Below are 17,860 nucleotides of genomic sequence, written 5' to 3' on the forward strand. Positions count from 1 at the left end.
GACTCCGGGCCATTTTGTGACTGCTCGTAAGCGGACCCGGCCGTTATTCGTTTCCGTCGGACAGGCTTCGCCCGGCATCCTGAGGGCTACTCTCGACGTCACCGACGGCCCGGCATACAGCCCGGCGCCGCGTCGGTCAGCTCAAGGTCCCACCATCACCCAATTACAAGGAGACCCGTCATGGGTACCTTGATCATTTTGGCGATCCTCGTCCTGGTCGTTCTGGGATTCAACAGCCCCGTCTGGTGGCTCGCCGCGGCCGCCCTGATCTACCTCTACGTCCGCCACGTCCGAGCCGACCAGGGGGCCTCGGGCTCGTCGTCGGCCGGCGGCGCGGGCGGCCAGTCCGGCGGCGGAGCGAGTTCCAGCTCCTCGACCCGGGTCGACAGCAGCTACCGCGCGTACCGCCAGCGCCGTGACCGAATGGCCAAGTGGGAGCGCCGCTACCGCCGGGAACGCCCTTGGAACGTCAAGAAGTGACCCAACTCCGCACTCCACGGCACCTTGACCACGGCTGCCGCCGCAATCGGGCAAGACCGGGGAGATCTTGAAGCGACCGCTGCTGTTCCTCGACGTGGACGGGCCGCTCAACCCTTACGCGGCCAAGCCGGAGAGACGCCCCGACGGCTGCACCACGATCAGAGTGCCCCAGAACAGCGGGACTCCGGACGAGCACGGAGGGCTCTCGGGCCGACGGAGACCCCTGCGGGTCTGGCTCAACCCGGAGCACGGGCGATCCCTCCTCCGGCTCGGCTACGAGCTGTGGTGGGCCACCACATGGATGGACGACGCCAACCGGTGGATCGCCCCGGTGCTCGGTCTTCCCGGACTTCCCTTCGTCGACTTCGGCGACGCCTTGTTCCAGGAACGCCCCGACGGGGTCCACTGGAAGACCGGGCCCCTGGTGGACCACGCCGACGGTCGTCCCTTCGCCTGGGTGGACGACGAGCAGAGCGATCCGGACCAGGCGTACGTGACCGCCCACCACCGCGGGCCCGGGCTTCTGCACCACGTCGATCCGCGCATCGGTCTGCGTGAGGACGACTTCCGCACGCTCGCCGACTTCGCCCTGTCTCTGGAAGCGCCACGAGCCGCCGGCTGAGCACGGCACGTAGCCGGCACAAAAGGCCGTCGGCCGTGGTCTCCCGGGGAGGGGAGACCACGGCCGACGGCCCATATGCGGTCCAGGGGCGCGGTCAGCCGCGCCGGCCTGGGGTGATGTCACACGTCGTAGTACAGCTCGAACTCGTGCACGGCGGACGCGATAATTGCGGGAGTTCGAAGTAGACATGGAACTTCGACAGGCTAAGCGTGGAACCTGCCTGGCTCTGGCCTATAAGCGGCTGGAAGAACGGGCAATCAAAGACAACACGTATCGGTCCTATCTCCAGACTCTCAGGGTTTTGGAGATTGAAGACCTTCCCATCAAGGAAGCGACCGTTCGTGAATTGGGTAGGCGACTCTCCACAATCATCACCCAAAGCACGCGTAGGAAGCACGCGGTAAATCTGCAAGCCTGCCTTGGAGTAAAGGTGCCTTGCGCCGCTCCAAAGCAAAAGGTGTACGACCTTCCTACGGTCCAGGAAGTTCGGGAAGCATTCGCAGAATCCAAGTACCGTCCTCACGTCTACGGCATGACCTTTGCCGGAATGAGGATTGGTGAGTCTCTGGTGAATCAGCCGACCAAAGGCAACATCATCAGTATTGACCGCCAAAGGACACCACAGAACGAAATCACACCCGCGAAAACAACCGGGCCTGTCTTTGTGCCCGAATGGTTCGCAGAGGAGTACGCGACCTATTCACTCGGCGCAATCAATCACGCAACGGTCTACCGGGGCGTAAAGCGTCGGGCCAAGAAAGAGTTGGGTATCGAACTCAACCCGCACGCGCTTAGGCATCTCTTTGCCACTAATCTCGTCAAGCTTGGTGCTCCGCCGGAAGTGCTCCGCCGACAGATGCGCCACCACGACGTAGCCGTATCGCTGCGGTACTACGTCCAGACGACAGAGGAAGACATCACGTCAGTCATGGCTAGGTTCGCCTGAGCGGCCCTAGGAGCGTTCCGGGGTACCGAGAGACCTAGGAACGGCTCACAGGCTGGCAGACGGCAACACAGAGGCCCGGTTACCAAGATTCAGGTAACCGGGCCTCTTGCTGTCTCTTCTCGCTTCTGGCCAGATAGCGAGACTTAGACGATTGCGCTTATCGGTCGTAGGCGAATCGGTCGAACGGATTTACCGGGTCGGGAGGAAGAGGTTTCCACCCTTCCGGCACAGGGGCCTTAGCGCTCTCCCATTGCCCCCACACACGGAAACAGGTTTTCAACCAGTATTCCGCCCCTTCCTTGCTTCCCCACTCAAGAGGAATAGGAGAGGAAGGGTCTTCCTGATTCGGAAGAGTGCAGTAGTCCCACCACTCTTTATCGAGAATCGCCCACTTGAAGTAAGGCGCTTTCCCGGTCGTGAGCTGAACCACTTTGTAGCGGTTCACTTGCTTACCCTTCTTAGGGCAAGAGGACGCCAATTAGTCGGGGGCTGTCCACCTCCCCGCATTTCCCATGCCTGCCACTGCTGATAGCACTGCCTGAGCCACCCGTTAGCGGATTCCCGACTCTTCCACTCAAGTGGAATGAGACTTGAGGGGTCATCCGGATGAGGGATAGTGCAGTATCCCTTTAGCTCAAGGTCCAGAATCACCCATGACTTATGGTCCGGGGTCATCGTGGGAATGTAGCGAGTCATTGCCTTTCCCCTTTCTGCTGATAGCAGATTAGCTCTGACGCACTGTCACGACTAGAGGCAGTGACGAGAAGTTGAAGCGCCACCCGTCGCCACCCTCAGCCGCTTGCCGGGCCTGAGAGCCCGTGAGAGCCCCTAGGAGCGCCGGAACGTCGCTGGTGTAGGCATCCTGAGCCTTGCCCGCTGGGAGCGTCCCTAGAGCCCCTTCAACGGCGTTGCCGACTGTCGCCCGTACTGACGTCCAGTCGGCACAGGTTGACGAGACAGGGGCGGGAAGCAACTCAGAAGCCACCCGCACCCTGTACCGCTTGCGACCGAAGAGTTTCACTCGCCGGATTCCGCCATAGCCTTTTCATAGGCTTCAACGAAAGGCTTGGGGACGCGGCCCCGGTCGTTGATTCCCTTACCGTCAATCTCAATCTGATTGTCGGTTGCCCACTTCCGAACCTTGATGGGGTCCGGTCCTGTCGGCTGAGTCGGAATGACTGCCTGTCCGGCGGTAGCTTCCTCAGCTACGTCAAGGTACGGCTTGAGCACCTTTGCCAATTCGTCCTTCTCGCCCTCTGTCAGGTCCACGGTGTACGCGGTTCCGTCGAAAGCGAAAGAGACCGTTTCGGCGTCCGGCTCTCCGGACAGGTCCGACTCTACGATTACGCGCTTTGCCACGTTCTCTCTCCCGTTGAAGTGATGGGAGCAAGAGAATACCAGACACCCCGGCATTGCACGTCCAGGGCGAGGGCTAGGAAAATATCTGAGCCCTTTCTAATTAAAATGGGGGGTCCAGGCCGGCTCGGGAATTCAGGGCTTTAGGAAAAAGCCTATTGAATTTGACACTGACACCCCCTCAGGAGTAAAGTCCTAAGAGTCAAGAAGAGAGCAAGGAAAGGCCCGGCGGGCGGTCCTGATAACTAGACCGATAAACCCGCCCGTGCTATAATGAAGACGTAAGACCAAGTGATTCCGAGAGGTGAGGACTAGACACCCAAGAGAACGGACAATCAAGCTAACTGCATTCTCCTATTGTGCAGGTGTGTTGAGGCCCCGAATTCTGCTAGTCCCAGAATTCGGGGCCTTTTGGGTTCTTACCCCAATACACATTAGGAGATACAGAAAAGAATGACACAGCACATCGAAAGATACACATGGGAAGACAGACTAATTGAGGCTGAGACTCTAGGGCTTCTTCCATCGGGCGCAGTGAACATGTGCCTACGTCTGGCAAAGGCAATTAACTGGAAGCCGGGCAATCATCGCAAGGGAATGCCGTCCGGGCTCTACTGGGCGAATGAGGAAGCGCTAAAGGAAGTGAATAGCTCTAGGGCTACTTACTTCCGATACCGAAAGATTCTCTTTGACGTTGGCTTCTTTACTGAGATTAAGGGCAACCTGATTCCTCTACTTCCGGTCCTGTCTCAGATTGAGACTGGGGAATCTCACATTGAGACTGGCGAGTCTCAGACTGACACCCCATACAGTGAAGATACATACACTGAAGATTCATCCACTGAAGATACAAAGAGTGAAAAGAACGCTGCCGTACCGGCAGCTATTGAAGCAAGAGAAGAAACTGAAGCAAAGGAAGAGAAGGGTAGTTCTGTTGATTCTCCTTTGCCTTCAATTGATGATGCTTCCTCTTTGCCTCTTATTGAGAATGACGCCGCCGGAACGGCGGACGATGATGAAGAGTACGAGATTGAGCTAAGCCCTGAGATTGTGGGGGTTCTAGACGGCTCTACGTGGCCCGCTAAGGCCCGTTCATTCTTCTTTGACCCTGATTTCCAGAAGGACAAGAAGACCCCCGAAGAAAGGGCACGTTGGGCCGGTTTCTATGCCGACGCCGAACTAGAAAAGATTGAGAAGGAACGGGCTAACGCAGAGTTCGCCCAAGGATAAAAGGAGAATGCGTAATGGACATGAAAGATTGCGAGCACGAAAGGGGATGCCCTCACGGGGTTGCCTGTGAGCATTGCGACACTTGGTTGCCTAAGCATCGCTTGTCATACCCTTGGGGTTCCAAGAAGCCTAAGATTTGCGCTCCCTGCATTGAGAAGGAGTTCAAGGCAATGATGGCGGAAGCCAATGTGTCTTGGACGGCTAAGTAAAACAGACAGGATGGAAGAAATGAACAAAGAAGAAGCCGCTAGAAACTTTGCCGAGAAGTTGGAGCATCTATTGATGCTATGCGATTCCGAGGAAGAGCGGGATATGACTATTGACTACGTCAAGTTGCTTATTGAGAGCACATATGCCGAGCACGAGGAATTCATGGCAATCGTAGCCAACTTCTGAAACGTATTGGGGGTACGCAAGTGCCCTCAAGCTTCTACCCCTTGAAAGGCAAGGAGGTGAGACAACAGAAAAGAGACTGAAAGATGATTAGTAGATACCACTTGCGGCACTTCAATTCACTAGCGACAGATGAGAATAGGGAAGAGTTGCGCCTCTGGTCTGCCCGCATGAGCCTTTGGGAAGACATCAGGATTCATCTAATGCGAGACCTAAAGAGCAAGGAAGTAACACACTGCCTGCTTTGCAGTGAATCTATTGAGAGTAGTCACGTCCACGATTCCTGTGCAGAGAGTGCAGTCACCTACAAGGAAGAAGTAAACCGAGACTCTGAGAGATTTCTGTACGGTTTGTATAAGTTCGATGAGCTTGTTTATATCGGTATTGCTAAGGACCCTAGGGCGAGATTTAAGCAGCACCTTTTGACTAAGGACGTGGACCATATGAGCGTAGTTCGTGGTGGTCCATCAAGGCTTATTGAGGCTATGGAGCGAAAGCAGATTCACAAGCGCATCCCGGCATTGAACAATCAGCTGCATAGAGAAGACGGCGGGTTTTATCGGGCAACCGACATGACAACCCGCGTTGTTTCCTACATCGACGTAAACCAAGCCATTGCCAAGGTGAGCATGGATGACCTGGAATCCGCAAAGGAAATCGTTGGAAGAGTCAAGACGAGAATGCAAGCAGAGATTGACTCTTGCCGGGCACGTATCGAATTCCTAGAGGCTCAGCTAATGCCAGTGGTGCCGGACACCCCGGAACTTCTAGAAGAGCCCTGGTAAGCCGTACAGACCGTTTGAATGACACCCGCTCGATTCCGGGCGGGTCTACCAAAAGGAGAACCGTGGAAACCCTGCTTATCTGTTTCATTGCCGTACTCATCGCATACTTTGCCGGTAAGAAGAAGGGTCTAGAGATTGGGCGCAACGAAGCCCAAGAATATGTAATCGAAGTGAGGAAGAAGTGAAGCGTTGCAACACATGTAAGAAGAGCAAGCCGGAAAGAGACTTTAACAAGCACAAGGCTAATTCGGACGGGCTACAAGGACAATGCAAGAAGTGCCAGAAAGAATACCTAGCCCAATGGAAGAAGGAGAACAAAGAGCGGGTTAACAAGCAAAACGCAGAAGCCGCTAAGCGTCGCCTTGCTAAGGACCCGGAAGGGGTTAGAGAGAAGCGACGTAATTACATGCGGGATTGGTACAAGAAGAACAAGAATAGTTGAATTAGGAAGCGAATTCGCTTATACTTAAGAGGTAAGCGCAAGTGGTCTTCATTACTCTCTTTGCTTACATCTCCCTAAATTAGAGTTGCCCCGGTAGGTATACGCCATTTGGCTAGGCTTTCCCCTTGCTTACCGGGGCTCTCTTATACCGAGCTATTGAGGTGACTCGGTAACTAGCTGGAATGAAGAAAAACGGCGGGAAGCCGGAAAGGAAAACAATGGATAAGACAATTGATGAAGCGGTAAACGAACTGCTAGACGTAATCCTCACTGAGGGATTCGAAGACGTAGCCATTGCGCTTACGTTCAAGAGAAGTGAAGGAAAGACCATCTTTGGCATTACGAAGTATTCGGATGACGAGATTCTGAACGGCTTGGTAAAGCAGCTAAAGGACAAGGATTAAGCATGACAGGCCCTAGCGATAACGCAAGGGCTCTCTTGCTCTCAGAGATAGACACACTTAAAGAGAGAATGAGGGCAGGCGAGAAGCTAGACCCTAAGCAAGTAGCCAAAGAGCTACGGACAAACCCCATAGCCGTACAGAGAATCCTTAAGACTCTCCGATGGCTAAACAAGATGAAAGGAACGGATGAGGAACCCGAATAACGTAAGGCTAGAGATAGCGAATAACGTAATACTGGGGTCTCGTGCATTCGTAAATGAAATAAATCAATGAACCAGAGAAAGTACACAGATAAGGAAAAGCTCGCATACCTTGAAAAGGCCACGGAAGTTGGACATAGCAGGGCAAGACGTGAGCTTGGTTACCCAAGTAGTTGGAGTACCGCAAATGATTGGGCAAAGGCATTCAATGTAACTATTGCCCTATCTGACCTAAAGCAGAAGAGTTCGGCCTTTCACCAGTGGTATCGGGAGGAAGAACTACTAATCGCCATGCAAGACATCATTGATAGAGGAATGGAATACATCAATGAAAACCAGGGCCTAACCCCCGATGAATACAAGAAAGTGACAGAGGGTGTGAAGCGGGCAGTTGAGACAATGAATCTCATTCAGGGCAAGGCAACCACTCGCACGGGTGCCGAGACTGCCGACACGACCGATGCCGCTATCCAGAACCTCACCAGGGCCTTTGAGGCGGCCGAACAGAAGGTGTCTGAGCAGAGAGACCCGGTCCAATAACGCAGGCCCTTAGAAAGGCACACAGCCAATCTTTGTAGCACTCTTTGTACTAGGGATTTGCCGGCCTCGGGGGTTGCTACAAACCACAGTACAAAGTCTGTGTCGGCACAGAGGGTGTCTCAGTTGGAGTGCAACTCATGCACTCAAGTCATTGACCAGCACGTTTACTAGGAAAGGAACAAAGCAGGACAACCTATGAAGATTTACGAATACATGGCATCACTACCTAATGAGGTGAAGCGGGACCTACTTACACAAGAGGGCAGGATTAGACAGACAAAGAACAATCCTCTTCTCTTTGCTATTACCTACTTGCTTCACCACATTACAAGTGATACCGGCGATAAAAGCCTAAGCGATTTCCATTTGGCTTTGTGTGATTACGCGGAGTCTTGGGCTAAGCCAATCACTAAGGAACGAGAGAATAGAAACGCATTCATTGCCCCTAGAAATGGTGGCAAGAGCACATGGCTATTCCTTCTCTTGCCTATGTGGGGCGCAGCACACGGACACATCAAGTTCGTTGCTGCCTTTGCTGACTCTGCCGGACAGGCTGAGGAGCACCTACAGACGTTCAAGGATGAGCTAGACAGCAACGATGCGCTTAGAAGGGACTTCCCTAGCCTCTGTGCTCCACTGACAGGACAGAGGAAGAACACAGCTATTGCTCAGTCTCGTGACCAAATCCGGCAGGCTAACGGGTTTGCCTTTGTTGCTAAGGGTGCGGACTCAAAGACTCTAGGTCTAAAGATTAATAAGCAGCGTCCAGACCTAATCCTCTTTGATGACATCGAGCCTCAAGAGGCTAGCTATTCAGAGAATGAAGCATTGAAGCGAAAGGGAACGCTTCTGAATGCCATTCTGCCTATGAATATCTATGCCCGTGTGGTATTCGCAGGAACAACCACAATGCCTTTGTCTATCATCGACCAATTGCGATTGGTTGAGGAGAAGGTAAGGGAATATAAGGAATCCGAATTCCCCGAGAATCCTGGCTATTTTGAGGGCTCTCATAAAAGCGGTACTAATGAATTCAATTCGGAATTGCCTATATCTACACCCATTTCAAATACAGAAAATTTGAAAAGTTCGGCCCCTGACCTTTATGAGGCTCTAGACCCTGACTTGCGTTGGGTCATTGACGAGAACATCAAGGTTCATTACTTCCCGGTCATCGTCAAGGAAGGTGATTCGGAACGTTCTCTATGGCCTGAGTTCTGGTCTATGGAGTACCTGAACAGCATTAGGCATACTCGTTCGTTTCACATGAACCTGATGAATAAGCCGGTATCTCTTGATGCTGCCTATTGGCAGGACAAGGATATTCAGATTGGCGAACCTGTCGGGGGTTATGGAAACACTCTCCTTGTCGTTGACCCTGCGATTACGACAAAGAAGCGAAGCGACTACACCGGTATCTCTATCGAATCCAGAGGATTGGATAAGGACGGTAAGGACGATGGCTTTATCTATGTGCGCTATGCGGAACAGCACAAGATTACGCCCGGCCCTGAGCTAAGAGACCTGGTTTCAAAGCTCTGTAAGGGCTATGGGGCAAAGGTGGTCCTAGTCGAGAGTAACCAGGGTGGTGACGTCTGGAAAACCATCTTTGACGGCATTCCCGCAAAGCTCCGCCTAGAGCGAGCTGTAGGGGCAAAGGAAGCTAGGGCTAATCAGGCTCTTGATTTCTACCAGCGTGGAAAGGTTATCCATACGTCTCACTTTGAGACTCTGGTTACGCAGATGTACGCGTTCCCTAGGGTCACTCATGACGACGTTGTGGACTCTGTTTGTACCGGGGTTCTGTACTTCCTCGGAAAGCCTCAAGTACAGGTAAGCATTAAGTCTCAGAGTTACGTCTGAGATTGAATGGAGTTCGGCTCGGAATTGTTTATCCAATATCCGAGCCGGCTCGGACCACTAATTGCAATTGAAAGGAATATGCTTTATACTCTGAATAAGGAGTTAAAAAACCAAACACTATGACAGACCTAACCATCGCGGTTAACGAAATCCTGGACAGGAGAAACGACTACACAACCGCAGACGACTATTACGAAGGAACAGCCGAAGAGGTATTTACCTCTGTGGCTATGAGTCGTGCGATGCACCGGACGGGCAATCGCTTCCGACTTAACTTCGCAGCAACACCCGTTGATACGGTGAATAACCGCCTAGAGATTGCCTCTGTGTCCGCCGTTAGTCCTGAGGCTGGCAGCTATCTCGACAAGGTATGGGCTTCCAATGAATTGGTCCTAGAGACCGGGGAAATTCACAAGCGAGCCCTAATCTACGGTGACGCCTATCTCATTGTCTGGCCTGAGAATGACACTCTTCAGGTCTATTACAACTCCCCAAAAACCACGGTTGTTCTTTACGATGAAGAGAACCCCCGCCTAAAGCGTTGTGCCGCTAAGGTCTGGGAAATCTCCGTCACTGATAAGAATGCCGTGAGGACTCGCACGCGAGTCAATATGTATTACTCAGACAGGATTGAGAAGTACATCAGTCGCGCGGAAAGGCTTCCGCAGACTCCAAAGGACACTGACTTTGTTCCTTACGTGGATGATTTCACGGACGGCAATGGAGTCATGGCACATGACTTTGGAGAGGTTCCGGTATTCCACTTCCGGACCGAAAGGCCAAAGGGCAAGCCAGAGCACCTAAACGCGTACGGGGCTCAGGACATCATCAATAAGCTAGTCATTGGACAAATGGCCGCTAATGATTTCCACGGCTTCCCGCAGCGCTTTGCGCTAGCCTCTGAGGGTTCTTCAGAGTCAGCCGACTACCCAGACGGTACGGACTCTGTCTTTGCCAATAACACCCCTGGTGAAATGGCAATCTTCAACGGCATCAAGGAAGTCGGGCAATTCGCTGTAGCGGACCCCGCTACATTCCTTGAGCCTTTCAAGGCCACTATCCGCTCAATGGCTAGCATCACATCGACACCACTGCATTACTTTGAGCCGACCGGCAATATCCCTTCCGGTGAAGCACTAAGGACCGCAGAGGCACCGTTGGTAAAGAAGGTGCGTAATCGTCAGTTGTCCTTTGGGTCAACGTGGCGAGAAGTCTTCTCGTTCGTTCTCAAGGCCGGTGGCTTTGTGGAGGACGTACAGATTCATTGGAAGCCTGTAGAGACATTCGACACCAAGGAAGCAATGGAGATTGCTTACAAGAAGATTCAGATTGGAATTCCTCTTGAGCAGGTAGCCGCAGAAATGGGATATGACGTGGCTCTAGTGGCTCAGTGGATTGCCAAGATTGAAGCAAGAGAGGCCGCTAAGGCTCAGCCGGGCAATAACGCTCCGGGTGATTCTGACTCTCACGACTTGCAGCCGGATACCGCCGGGGTTCCTGATAACCCTTACGAGACAGCCGCATGATTGAAGAAGTAGAAGCAAAGATTAGGGAGCTACAGGCTGAGCTAGGAAAGAAGCGCGCACTTGATGAGCTACAGATGGCAGCAACCAGATTTGAAAGATTGGGTTACAAGGTAACCATTTCCATTACACCAATAGATACCGAGACGGAGGACAATAGATAATGGACGACACACAGGACAGACCAAACGACATTGAGGCTATGGAGTCGGCACTACGAAAGGCCAACACAGAGGCTCAGAAGCACAGAGAACAGCGCAACAACTACCGGGGCCTAGCTACTCAGCTCTTGGCTGAGAAGGAGCTTTCAAAGGCCGGTATGAGCAACCCTAGGGCTGCTAAGTATCTCGACTACTCAAAGATTTCTGTGACAGAGACCGGAGAGCTTGAGGGACTTACCGAACAGCTCGAAGCGCTCAAGGAAGATTTGCCAGAAATCTTTGGCGAGACAAAGAAGGTTTCAGGTGGAGCGGACGCCGCAAATAAGCGGGAAGCAAGTCCCCAGAAAAGCTCAGCCGAAACCCTTGTTGAACGCCTTAGGAATGGCTAGAAAGAATTCCTGAATTCCCGAGCCGGCTCGGATATTCGGGAAATAACTGAATAACAACTGAATTAGGTGTCTGAGAACACCTACGGGAAATCTCTTCGGAGGGGTTCCGGACAACTAAATACATAACTGGAGAATAACTAAAAATGGCAAGAGTTAATGCAGATGCTTGGGTTCCCGATGAGTACGGCTCAGAGGTAATCACCCGAGTTCAGCAGAATTCCGCAATTGAGGCCGTCGCACGTCGCATCAATATGAACAGCGACATTATGAAGGTTCCTCGCACTGGCGCTATTGGCGTTGACGTTGTGGCCAAGGGAGCGGCTTACACAGATGCTGAGCCAACCCTAGATAACGTCACTCTCGATGCGGTGAAGTTCGGTACTACCGTCACCATCGCTGAGGAAGACCTAGACGACGCAATCGTTAATGCGGTTGCTGCGTTTCAGGCAGAGTGGGCAGTCTCTTACGCACGTAAGCTAGACAATGCCTGCCTTGGAGTTACTAACGGAACTGTGAACGGCGGAACCGTTCCATTCAAGTCTGTCTATGCGTCTGTGACGTCTGGACAGAAGATTGCAACAGCGGGTGCGGTTACTTATGCCAAGCTCTCTGACACCGTAGCCCTTTACGAGGGAAGCACGTACGCAAATGACGCGGACACCGTTGTTATTGCGCACCCTTCTTTCAAGGCTTCTTTCCGTGGAATGGTTGACGACAATCACCGTCCAATCTTTGTTGAGGGTCTAGCGGGTACGCCTGCAACTCTCTTTGGTATCCCTGTGAACTTCTCATTCGGTGCCAAGACAAACAGCACTGCTTCGGATTCACCTTCTGGTAATCCTCTGCTTGTTGTGGGTAACCGTCAGCACCTTCTATTGGGTGTTCGCTCCGGTCCTGAGAGCCTGCTTTCTTACGATGCTGGTTTCCGTACCGATGAGCCAGTTCTCAAGATGCGTGCACGTCGTGCATTTGCTGTCGGTCGTGCGGACTCCTTCGGAATCCTTGAGGTGACCGCAGGAGCGTAATCCTTATGGATTAGTTCCGGCTGAGGGGGCAGAGGTTTTCGAGCCTCTGCCCCTTCTCTCATGAAAGGGGCAATGAACTATGGCACTTAACACGTACTTCTATGGCTCAGTGTTCGCTAAGGCGTTCAGTGGGCAAATCAATATCCCGTCCGACACAATCAAGATTGCTCTAGTCGGTTCGGGCTATACGCCTAACCGCAATACTCAGGGCGCATGGTCAACCGTGAGCACTAATGAGGTTTCTGGCACGGGCTATACAGCGGGCGGACAGGCACTAGCAAATAAGGCTTTGTCTTACGCCTCATACAAGATGAAGATGGATGCCGACGACGTTACTTGGACTGGCCTAACCGCCAATGCTCGATATGCCGTTGTCTATGACGACACGGCAAGCGGTAAGCCTCTCATTGGATATGTGGACTTTGGGGAAACCCTCAGCCTCTCCAATGAAGACTTCACCATTGAGTTCTCATTCTTTGAGCAAGACCCGGATTCCGGCGAGTTCATTTCAGGCTCAGGGCTCTTTGAGATTGAGGTCTCATGAGCGTCAGCCTTTCAGTCGGCAGGGCAACCGCTAGGGGTCTCGGGTGGAGCGTCGGCCGGACACCAGGAACGGCCCCTAGTGAGCCTGTGAGCGTCTCTCTCGCGTCCGGCAAGGCAATCGGCCGGGGGTTGGGTTGGAGCGTCACACGCGCCCCCTCAGAGCTTCCGGCCTACACAGAGCTAGCTATGACGCTTGCTCGCAGAAGGGTAATCCTCACCCTTGGCTCTAATGCTTTGGCTCTAGAGCTACCGAGGAAGATTCTACGAATGGAGATTGAAGCATGATTGACACCCGTACTTACTTTGTCGGGCAAGTGCCTGTGGACGCTTTGGCTATCACAGTGCAAGACGAGAATGAGGAAGCCCGCGACCTTTCCGGTTACGAGGGTGCCTCAGCTCTTTTCATTGGTCCCGATGATGTGACGCGTACCGGCGGAACGGCAGCAATCACGGATGCGGTCAATGGTCTAGTGACCTTTAATTGGCCGTCAACAACTCTCTTTGATGTTCCGGGGGATTACAGCTTGCGATTGAAGCTAACCGCAGGCTCAGGAACGGATTACACAACTCCTATCCGAGTAGTGGTCAAGAGAGGATTGGAGGACTAAAGATGTACGCATCGATTAATGACGTTGATGAAATCGCGGGGGTTTCTGTTGACCTAGCTACCTTGAAGAAGGCTCAGGCAATCATTGAAACAGCTAGCGGAAGACCAGAGGAACTAGTAACCGATACGACCGACTTGATTTGGTTGAAGAAGGCTACGGCTTATCAGTGTGCCTATATGGAAGATGACCCAACGTCTGTCTTTGAACAGCCAAACTTGGAGTCCATCACTCAGGGACAGAACAAGATGGTTATGGGCAACAAGCCTGTTTGGTTGTCGCCGGTAGCTCAAAAGGCCATTGGCAATCTGTCATGGCGTAAGAGCCGCTTTATTAGCTTCCCGCCAACGAACTACCGCAGAGAACAGCGTAGACAGGATTTGGAATCTGACAGGATGCGCCATAGGTGGTGGGCCTGGTGAGAGTCATGGCTATGAAGCGCTATGAGCTAGTCGTAGACATTTACAAGTATGTCTTTGATGGACAGAACGAAGCGGGCGGGTTCCTATTCCACTATGAGTATGAGAATCCCGTAACCACTAAGGCTACTGGTGGCTCTATCAAGCCGTTTGATTCCCTGGAATCATTCGGGGCTATCTACAAAGAACAACAGATGGTAGAGCTGTACATGCCTTACCGACCTAGCTTGCGAGACAAGCTAGGCAGGATTAGGAACAAGACTGGAGAGGTTCAGTTTGTAGAGCCGGACAATGACTCAATGGAGTTCGAGATTTTCGGCATCTTCCCTCAGGTAGACATGAACGGCCGAACCGTTGATTACCGCGTTATCTGCAAGAGGTCAGTTAGACAGAACTGAGAAACAAAGAAGGACCCCCACCAAATCCCCGGTGGAGGTCCTTCTTCTCTTTGCCTAAATAGCGGCTGGCTTATCGGGCCAATTACTCAACTTGACAGGGCTGCTAGTATCTGTCCCTGACAGCGTGCATGAGTAGAACTGCTACTAAGACAGATTTTCCTAGAGGTCGAAGTACAGCTCGAACTCGTGCGGGTGCGGACGCAGCTGCAGCGGCGCGATCTCGTTCGTGCGCTTGTAGTCGATCCACGTCTCGATCAGGTCGGACGTGAACACGTCGCCCGCGAGCAGGAACTCGTGGTCGGCCTCAAGGCGGTCCAGGACGGCCGGGAGCGAGGTCGGGACCTGCGCGACGCCCGCGTGCTCCTCGGGAGCCAGCTCGTAGAGGTCCTTGTCGATCGGCTCGGCCGGCTCGATCTTGTTCTTGATGCCGTCGAGGCCCGCGAGCAGCAGCGCCGAGAAGGCGAGGTACGGGTTGCCGGAGGAGTCGGGCGCGCGGAACTCGACGCGCTTGGCCTTCGGGTTCGAGCCGGTGATCGGGATACGCATGGCCGCGGAGCGGTTGCGCTGCGAGTACACCAGGTTGACCGGGGCCTCGAAGCCGGGGACCAGGCGGTGGTAGGAGTTCACCGTCGGGTTGGTGAAGGCCAGCAGCGACGGGGCGTGCTTGAGGATGCCGCCGATGTAGAAGCGGGCGGTGTCCGACAGGCCCGCGTAACCGGCCTCGTCGTAGAACAGCGGGTCGCCGTTCGCCCACAGCGACGAGTGGATGTGCATGCCCGAGCCGTTGTCACCGAAGATCGGCTTCGGCATGAAGGTCGCGGTCTTGCCGTTGCGCCAGGCGACGTTCTTCACGATGTACTTGAAGAGCTGGAGGTCGTCGGCCGCGGCCAGCAGCGTGTTGAACTTGTAGTTGATCTCGGCCTGGCCGGCGGTGCCCACCTCGTGGTGCTGACGCTCGACCTGGAGGCCGGACTTGGCCAGCTCCAGGGAGATCTCGGCACGCAGGTCGGCGAAGTGGTCGACCGGCGGGGTCGGGAAGTACCCGCCCTTGTAGCGGACCTTGTAACCGCGGTTGTTCTCGACCGCACCGGTGTTCCAGGCGCCGGCCTCGGAGTCGATGTGGTAGAACGCCTCGTTCGACTTGGTGTCGAAACGCACGCTGTCGAACACGTAGAACTCGGCCTCGGGACCGAAGAACGCGGTGTCGGCGATACCGGTCGACGCGAGGTAGGCCTCGGCCTTCTTGGCCACGTTGCGCGGGTCACGGGAGTACTGCTCGCCCGTGATCGGGTCGTGGATGAAGAAGTTGATGTTGACCGTCTTGTCGCGGCGGAAGGAGTCGACGCGCGCGGTGGACAGGTCGGCGCGGAGCGCCATGTCGGACTCGTGGATGGCCTGGAAGCCGCGGATGGAGGAGCCGTCGAAAGCCAGTTCCTCGGTCGGGTCGAAGGCCTCAGCCGGAATCGTGAAGTGCTGCATCACACCCGGCAGGTCGCAGAAGCGGACGTCGACGAACTTGACGTCCTCGTCCTTGATGAACTTCTTGGCCTCGTCGGCGTTCTGGAACATCCAGCTCCTCCTACTCCCGCTCACTTCGGACCGGGGTGGTAGTTCGTTCGTGCGGCCAGTGCGGTGGCACACGCTGAGCCCGACCTTAAGGACGGGTGATTTCTCCAGCGTGACCCATTTGTTTCGCCCAAGTTAACCGGACCAGGTCCGGTGTACCCCACCTGTCCGCATCGCAAAACGGCCGCAGTACCGTGGACGGGTGGACAACAGGCAAGCAATCGGATCGTGGCTGTCCGGACCCCGCGCGGCCGCCGAGGACGCCGGTGCCGACTTCGGATACCGCGGAGAGCAGTTGGGCCTGCCCGAGTCGGGCCCCGGATCCATCGCGCGCCCCGGCAGGCGCCTGGGCGCCCTCGCCGTCGACTGGGGTCTGTGCACCTTGATCGCATACGGCCTGATCACCGACGGCTACGGCCAGGCGACCGGGAACTGGGCGCTGCTCCTCTTCTTCGTCGTCGGCGTGCTGACCGTCGGCACCCTCGGCTTCACCCCGGGCAAGCGCCTGTTCGGCCTGCGGGTCCTCGCCCTGGACACCGGCACGGTCAACCCCCTGCGCGCCCTGCTGCGCACGGTCCTGCTGTGCCTCGGCCTCCCGGCCCTGATCTGGGACCGCGACGGACGCGGGCTGCACGACCGCCTGGCCCGCACGGTAGAAGTCAGGATCTGACCGGCGCCGGACCTCGTGCGGGCACGCACCGGACTCCGTACGCGTACGGAGGTGGGCGTCACGAGTACGGGTGCGGGCATGAGAACGGGGCGCCCCGGAACCGTCGGTGATTCCGGAACGCCCCGTTCCAGTGGAGCTCAGGTGCGGCGCTAGCGCATCTTCCCGCCGCGCGGCATCCGCATGCCCTTGGGCATCGGGCCCTTGGGGAGCGGCATGTTGCTCATCAGGTCGCCGAGGGCGCGCAGCCGGTCGTTGGTCGCGGTGACCTGCGGGCCGGTCAGCACGCGCGGCAGCTTCACCATCGTCGTACGGAGCTTCTTCAGCTCGACCTGGCCCTCACCCGTGCCGACGAGGATGTCGTGCACCGGCACGTCCGCGACGATGCGGGCCATCTTCTTCTTCTCGGCGGCCAGCAGGCTCTTCACCCGGTTCGGGTTGCCCTCGGCCACCAGCACGATGCCGGCCTTGCCCACAGCCCGGTGGACCACATCCTGGCTGCGGTTCATCGCCACGGCCGGGGTCGTCGTCCAGCCGCGCCCGACATTGTCGAGCACCGCCGCCGCCGCGCCCGGCTGGCCCTCCATCTGGCCGAAGGCCGCCCGCTCGGCCCGGCGTCCGAAAACGATCGCCGACGCGAGGAAGGCGAGCAGGAGGCCGAGAATGCCGAGATAGATCGGGTGACCGATCCAGAAGCCGATCGCGAGGAAGACACCAAGGGTGACGATTCCGACAGCCGCGAGTACAAGACCGATCATTTTGTCGGCCTTGCGGGTCATCTTGTAAGTCAGAGCGATCTGCTTGAGTCGCCCGGGGTTCGCAGCGTCCGCTGCGGGTTCCTTCCTCGCCATGCCGAGAAGTCTACGTGTCGGGGGAAGCGCCGACGACGCCGGTGCCGGGTTCAGGGGTTCGGCCTCCGGCTTCGGGGAACCCGTGGACGCGTACGACGTGTACGCGCCGTCGCTCAGTGGCGGGTGACGAAGGACTGCTCCACGACACGCTGTGCCTCGACGCGGTCCTTGGCGCGGCGACGGTCCTCAAGGACGGACGTCCAGGCGTTGCGGCGGGCGGTGCGCTGGCCACTGCTCAGGAGCAGGGACTCGACGGCACGGAGTGCATCGGTGAACGACGGAATCGCTGTGGCGCGTACGGGCGCGGCCTGCATGATGGGGGTCCCCCCTCGGGACGGCGGCTCTGGCTAGGGCTCTACGGACTGTAGGACCAGGGTCACTGAATGGTGTTACCAGGGCGTGACCGACCGGTCAAACGCCAGTGAAGCCTTGATGTGCAGGCCCGAAACCTT

General features: G+C 55.4%; 22 protein-coding genes. 18 read left to right on the forward strand and 4 right to left on the reverse strand.

The window, feature by feature from the left end; genetic code table 11:
- Nucleotides 1-180 precede the first annotated feature (180 nt).
- From OHS59_RS31695 to OHS59_RS31705, 3 genes are all read left to right on the forward strand, one after another.
- A complete protein-coding gene (locus tag OHS59_RS31695; RefSeq protein WP_328496764.1) occupies nt 181-480 on the forward strand; it encodes a hypothetical protein in 300 nt (99 codons plus the stop codon).
- A 67-nt stretch (nt 481-547) separates the two neighbouring features.
- The gene (locus tag OHS59_RS31700; RefSeq protein ID WP_328496765.1) at nt 548-1,102 is read left to right on the forward strand and encodes a hypothetical protein; all 555 of its coding nucleotides are present in this window, start codon (nt 548-550) and stop codon (nt 1,100-1,102) included.
- Nucleotides 1,103-1,289: 187 nt separating this feature from the next.
- Complete coding sequence (locus OHS59_RS31705) at nt 1,290-2,048, forward strand: tyrosine-type recombinase/integrase (RefSeq protein WP_328496766.1); 759 nt, start codon at nt 1,290-1,292, stop codon at nt 2,046-2,048.
- Between the two features lie 1,017 nt (nt 2,049-3,065).
- On the opposite strand, the gene OHS59_RS31710 is transcribed toward OHS59_RS31705, so the two are convergent.
- Nucleotides 3,066-3,407: a histone-like nucleoid-structuring protein Lsr2 gene (locus tag OHS59_RS31710; protein WP_328496767.1), complete on the reverse strand. Its 342-nt coding sequence runs from the start codon at nt 3,405-3,407 to the stop codon at nt 3,066-3,068.
- A 450-nt stretch (nt 3,408-3,857) separates the two neighbouring features.
- Between OHS59_RS31710 and OHS59_RS31715 the strand changes: the two genes are divergently transcribed.
- The 14 genes from OHS59_RS31715 to OHS59_RS31780 all read left to right on the forward strand — a co-directional run bounded on the left by OHS59_RS31715 (nt 3,858) and on the right by OHS59_RS31780 (nt 14,324).
- Nucleotides 3,858-4,634, forward strand: a complete 777-nt coding sequence (locus OHS59_RS31715; RefSeq protein WP_328496768.1) for a hypothetical protein — start codon at nt 3,858-3,860, stop codon at nt 4,632-4,634.
- Between the two features lie 219 nt (nt 4,635-4,853).
- Nucleotides 4,854-5,030: a hypothetical protein gene (locus tag OHS59_RS31720; RefSeq protein ID WP_328496769.1), complete on the forward strand. Its 177-nt coding sequence runs from the start codon at nt 4,854-4,856 to the stop codon at nt 5,028-5,030.
- Between the two features lie 167 nt (nt 5,031-5,197).
- Nucleotides 5,198-5,812 (forward strand): hypothetical protein, encoded by a 615-nt coding sequence (locus OHS59_RS31725; protein ID WP_328496770.1) that lies wholly within the window; start codon nt 5,198-5,200, stop codon nt 5,810-5,812.
- Nucleotides 5,813-5,874: 62 nt separating this feature from the next.
- On the forward strand, nt 5,875-5,997 hold the full coding sequence (locus OHS59_RS31730; protein ID WP_328496771.1) for a hypothetical protein: 123 nt from the start codon (nt 5,875-5,877) through the stop codon (nt 5,995-5,997).
- 439 nt (nt 5,998-6,436) lie between these two features.
- A complete protein-coding gene (locus tag OHS59_RS31735) occupies nt 6,437-6,658 on the forward strand; it encodes a hypothetical protein (protein ID WP_328496772.1) in 222 nt (73 codons plus the stop codon).
- 269 nt (nt 6,659-6,927) lie between these two features.
- Complete coding sequence (locus OHS59_RS31740) at nt 6,928-7,398, forward strand: hypothetical protein (protein WP_328496773.1); 471 nt, start codon at nt 6,928-6,930, stop codon at nt 7,396-7,398.
- 195 nt (nt 7,399-7,593) lie between these two features.
- Nucleotides 7,594-9,261: a phage terminase large subunit family protein gene (locus tag OHS59_RS31745; protein ID WP_328496774.1), complete on the forward strand. Its 1,668-nt coding sequence runs from the start codon at nt 7,594-7,596 to the stop codon at nt 9,259-9,261.
- Between the two features lie 119 nt (nt 9,262-9,380).
- Entirely contained in the window at nt 9,381-10,787 is a 1,407-nt protein-coding gene (locus OHS59_RS31750; protein ID WP_328496775.1) for a phage portal protein, read from the forward strand.
- Between the two features lie 160 nt (nt 10,788-10,947).
- On the forward strand, nt 10,948-11,334 hold the full coding sequence (locus OHS59_RS31755; protein ID WP_328496776.1) for a phage scaffolding protein: 387 nt from the start codon (nt 10,948-10,950) through the stop codon (nt 11,332-11,334).
- 143 nt (nt 11,335-11,477) lie between these two features.
- Nucleotides 11,478-12,359 carry a phage major capsid protein gene (locus tag OHS59_RS31760; protein WP_328496777.1) on the forward strand — a complete coding sequence of 294 codons (882 nt, stop codon included), beginning with the start codon at nt 11,478-11,480 and terminating at the stop codon, nt 12,357-12,359.
- Between the two features lie 79 nt (nt 12,360-12,438).
- Nucleotides 12,439-12,903 (forward strand): hypothetical protein, encoded by a 465-nt coding sequence (locus OHS59_RS31765; RefSeq protein ID WP_328496778.1) that lies wholly within the window; start codon nt 12,439-12,441, stop codon nt 12,901-12,903.
- A gap of 280 nt (nt 12,904-13,183) precedes the next feature.
- The gene (locus OHS59_RS31770) at nt 13,184-13,510 is read left to right on the forward strand and encodes a hypothetical protein (protein ID WP_328496779.1); all 327 of its coding nucleotides are present in this window, start codon (nt 13,184-13,186) and stop codon (nt 13,508-13,510) included.
- A 2-nt stretch (nt 13,511-13,512) separates the two neighbouring features.
- On the forward strand, nt 13,513-13,929 hold the full coding sequence (locus OHS59_RS31775; protein ID WP_328496780.1) for a hypothetical protein: 417 nt from the start codon (nt 13,513-13,515) through the stop codon (nt 13,927-13,929).
- Between the two features lie 11 nt (nt 13,930-13,940).
- Nucleotides 13,941-14,324, forward strand: a complete 384-nt coding sequence (locus OHS59_RS31780; RefSeq protein WP_328496781.1) for a hypothetical protein — start codon at nt 13,941-13,943, stop codon at nt 14,322-14,324.
- Between the two features lie 159 nt (nt 14,325-14,483).
- On the opposite strand, the gene glnA is transcribed toward OHS59_RS31780, so the two are convergent.
- The gene (gene glnA / locus OHS59_RS31785) at nt 14,484-15,893 is read right to left on the reverse strand and encodes a type I glutamate--ammonia ligase (RefSeq protein WP_328496782.1); all 1,410 of its coding nucleotides are present in this window, start codon (nt 15,891-15,893) and stop codon (nt 14,484-14,486) included.
- A gap of 199 nt (nt 15,894-16,092) precedes the next feature.
- On the opposite strand from glnA, the gene OHS59_RS31790 reads away from it, so the two are divergent.
- A complete protein-coding gene (locus tag OHS59_RS31790; RefSeq protein WP_328496783.1) occupies nt 16,093-16,560 on the forward strand; it encodes an RDD family protein in 468 nt (155 codons plus the stop codon).
- A gap of 149 nt (nt 16,561-16,709) precedes the next feature.
- On the opposite strand, the gene OHS59_RS31795 is transcribed toward OHS59_RS31790, so the two are convergent.
- Both OHS59_RS31795 and OHS59_RS31800 read right to left on the reverse strand, forming a co-directional pair.
- Entirely contained in the window at nt 16,710-17,408 is a 699-nt protein-coding gene (locus tag OHS59_RS31795) for a DUF4191 domain-containing protein (RefSeq protein ID WP_328496784.1), read from the reverse strand.
- Nucleotides 17,409-17,521: 113 nt separating this feature from the next.
- Complete coding sequence (locus OHS59_RS31800; protein WP_328496785.1) at nt 17,522-17,722, reverse strand: SCO2195 family GlnR-regulated protein; 201 nt, start codon at nt 17,720-17,722, stop codon at nt 17,522-17,524.
- Nucleotides 17,723-17,860 lie beyond the last annotated feature (138 nt).

Source organism: Streptomyces sp. NBC_00414 (genome assembly GCF_036038375.1).
GTDB lineage: Bacteria > Actinomycetota > Actinomycetes > Streptomycetales > Streptomycetaceae > Streptomyces.

Bases quoted from the DNA above. Each gene is read 5' to 3' on its own strand.
- OHS59_RS31765 (WP_328496778.1), top strand. From the start codon at position 12,439: ATGGCACTTAACACGTACTTCTATGGCTCAGTGTTCGCTAAGGCGTTC.
- OHS59_RS31760 (WP_328496777.1), top strand. From the start codon at position 11,478: ATGGCAAGAGTTAATGCAGATGCTTGGGTTCCCGATGAGTACGGCTCA.
- OHS59_RS31755 (WP_328496776.1), top strand. From the start codon at position 10,948: ATGGACGACACACAGGACAGACCAAACGACATTGAGGCTATGGAGTCG.
- OHS59_RS31795 (WP_328496784.1), bottom strand. From the start codon at position 17,408: ATGGCGAGGAAGGAACCCGCAGCGGACGCTGCGAACCCCGGGCGACTC.
- OHS59_RS31775 (WP_328496780.1), top strand. From the start codon at position 13,513: ATGTACGCATCGATTAATGACGTTGATGAAATCGCGGGGGTTTCTGTT.
- OHS59_RS31725 (WP_328496770.1), top strand. From the start codon at position 5,198: ATGAGCCTTTGGGAAGACATCAGGATTCATCTAATGCGAGACCTAAAG.
- OHS59_RS31695 (WP_328496764.1), top strand. From the start codon at position 181: ATGGGTACCTTGATCATTTTGGCGATCCTCGTCCTGGTCGTTCTGGGA.
- OHS59_RS31800 (WP_328496785.1), bottom strand. From the start codon at position 17,722: ATGCAGGCCGCGCCCGTACGCGCCACAGCGATTCCGTCGTTCACCGAT.
- OHS59_RS31780 (WP_328496781.1), top strand. From the start codon at position 13,941: ATGAAGCGCTATGAGCTAGTCGTAGACATTTACAAGTATGTCTTTGAT.
- OHS59_RS31750 (WP_328496775.1), top strand. From the start codon at position 9,381: ATGACAGACCTAACCATCGCGGTTAACGAAATCCTGGACAGGAGAAAC.
- OHS59_RS31735 (WP_328496772.1), top strand. From the start codon at position 6,437: ATGAAGAAAAACGGCGGGAAGCCGGAAAGGAAAACAATGGATAAGACA.
- glnA (WP_328496782.1), bottom strand. From the start codon at position 15,893: ATGTTCCAGAACGCCGACGAGGCCAAGAAGTTCATCAAGGACGAGGAC.
- OHS59_RS31715 (WP_328496768.1), top strand. From the start codon at position 3,858: ATGACACAGCACATCGAAAGATACACATGGGAAGACAGACTAATTGAG.
- OHS59_RS31720 (WP_328496769.1), top strand. From the start codon at position 4,854: ATGGAAGAAATGAACAAAGAAGAAGCCGCTAGAAACTTTGCCGAGAAG.
- OHS59_RS31705 (WP_328496766.1), top strand. From the start codon at position 1,290: ATGGAACTTCGACAGGCTAAGCGTGGAACCTGCCTGGCTCTGGCCTAT.
- OHS59_RS31745 (WP_328496774.1), top strand. From the start codon at position 7,594: ATGAAGATTTACGAATACATGGCATCACTACCTAATGAGGTGAAGCGG.
- OHS59_RS31740 (WP_328496773.1), top strand. From the start codon at position 6,928: ATGAACCAGAGAAAGTACACAGATAAGGAAAAGCTCGCATACCTTGAA.
- OHS59_RS31770 (WP_328496779.1), top strand. From the start codon at position 13,184: ATGATTGACACCCGTACTTACTTTGTCGGGCAAGTGCCTGTGGACGCT.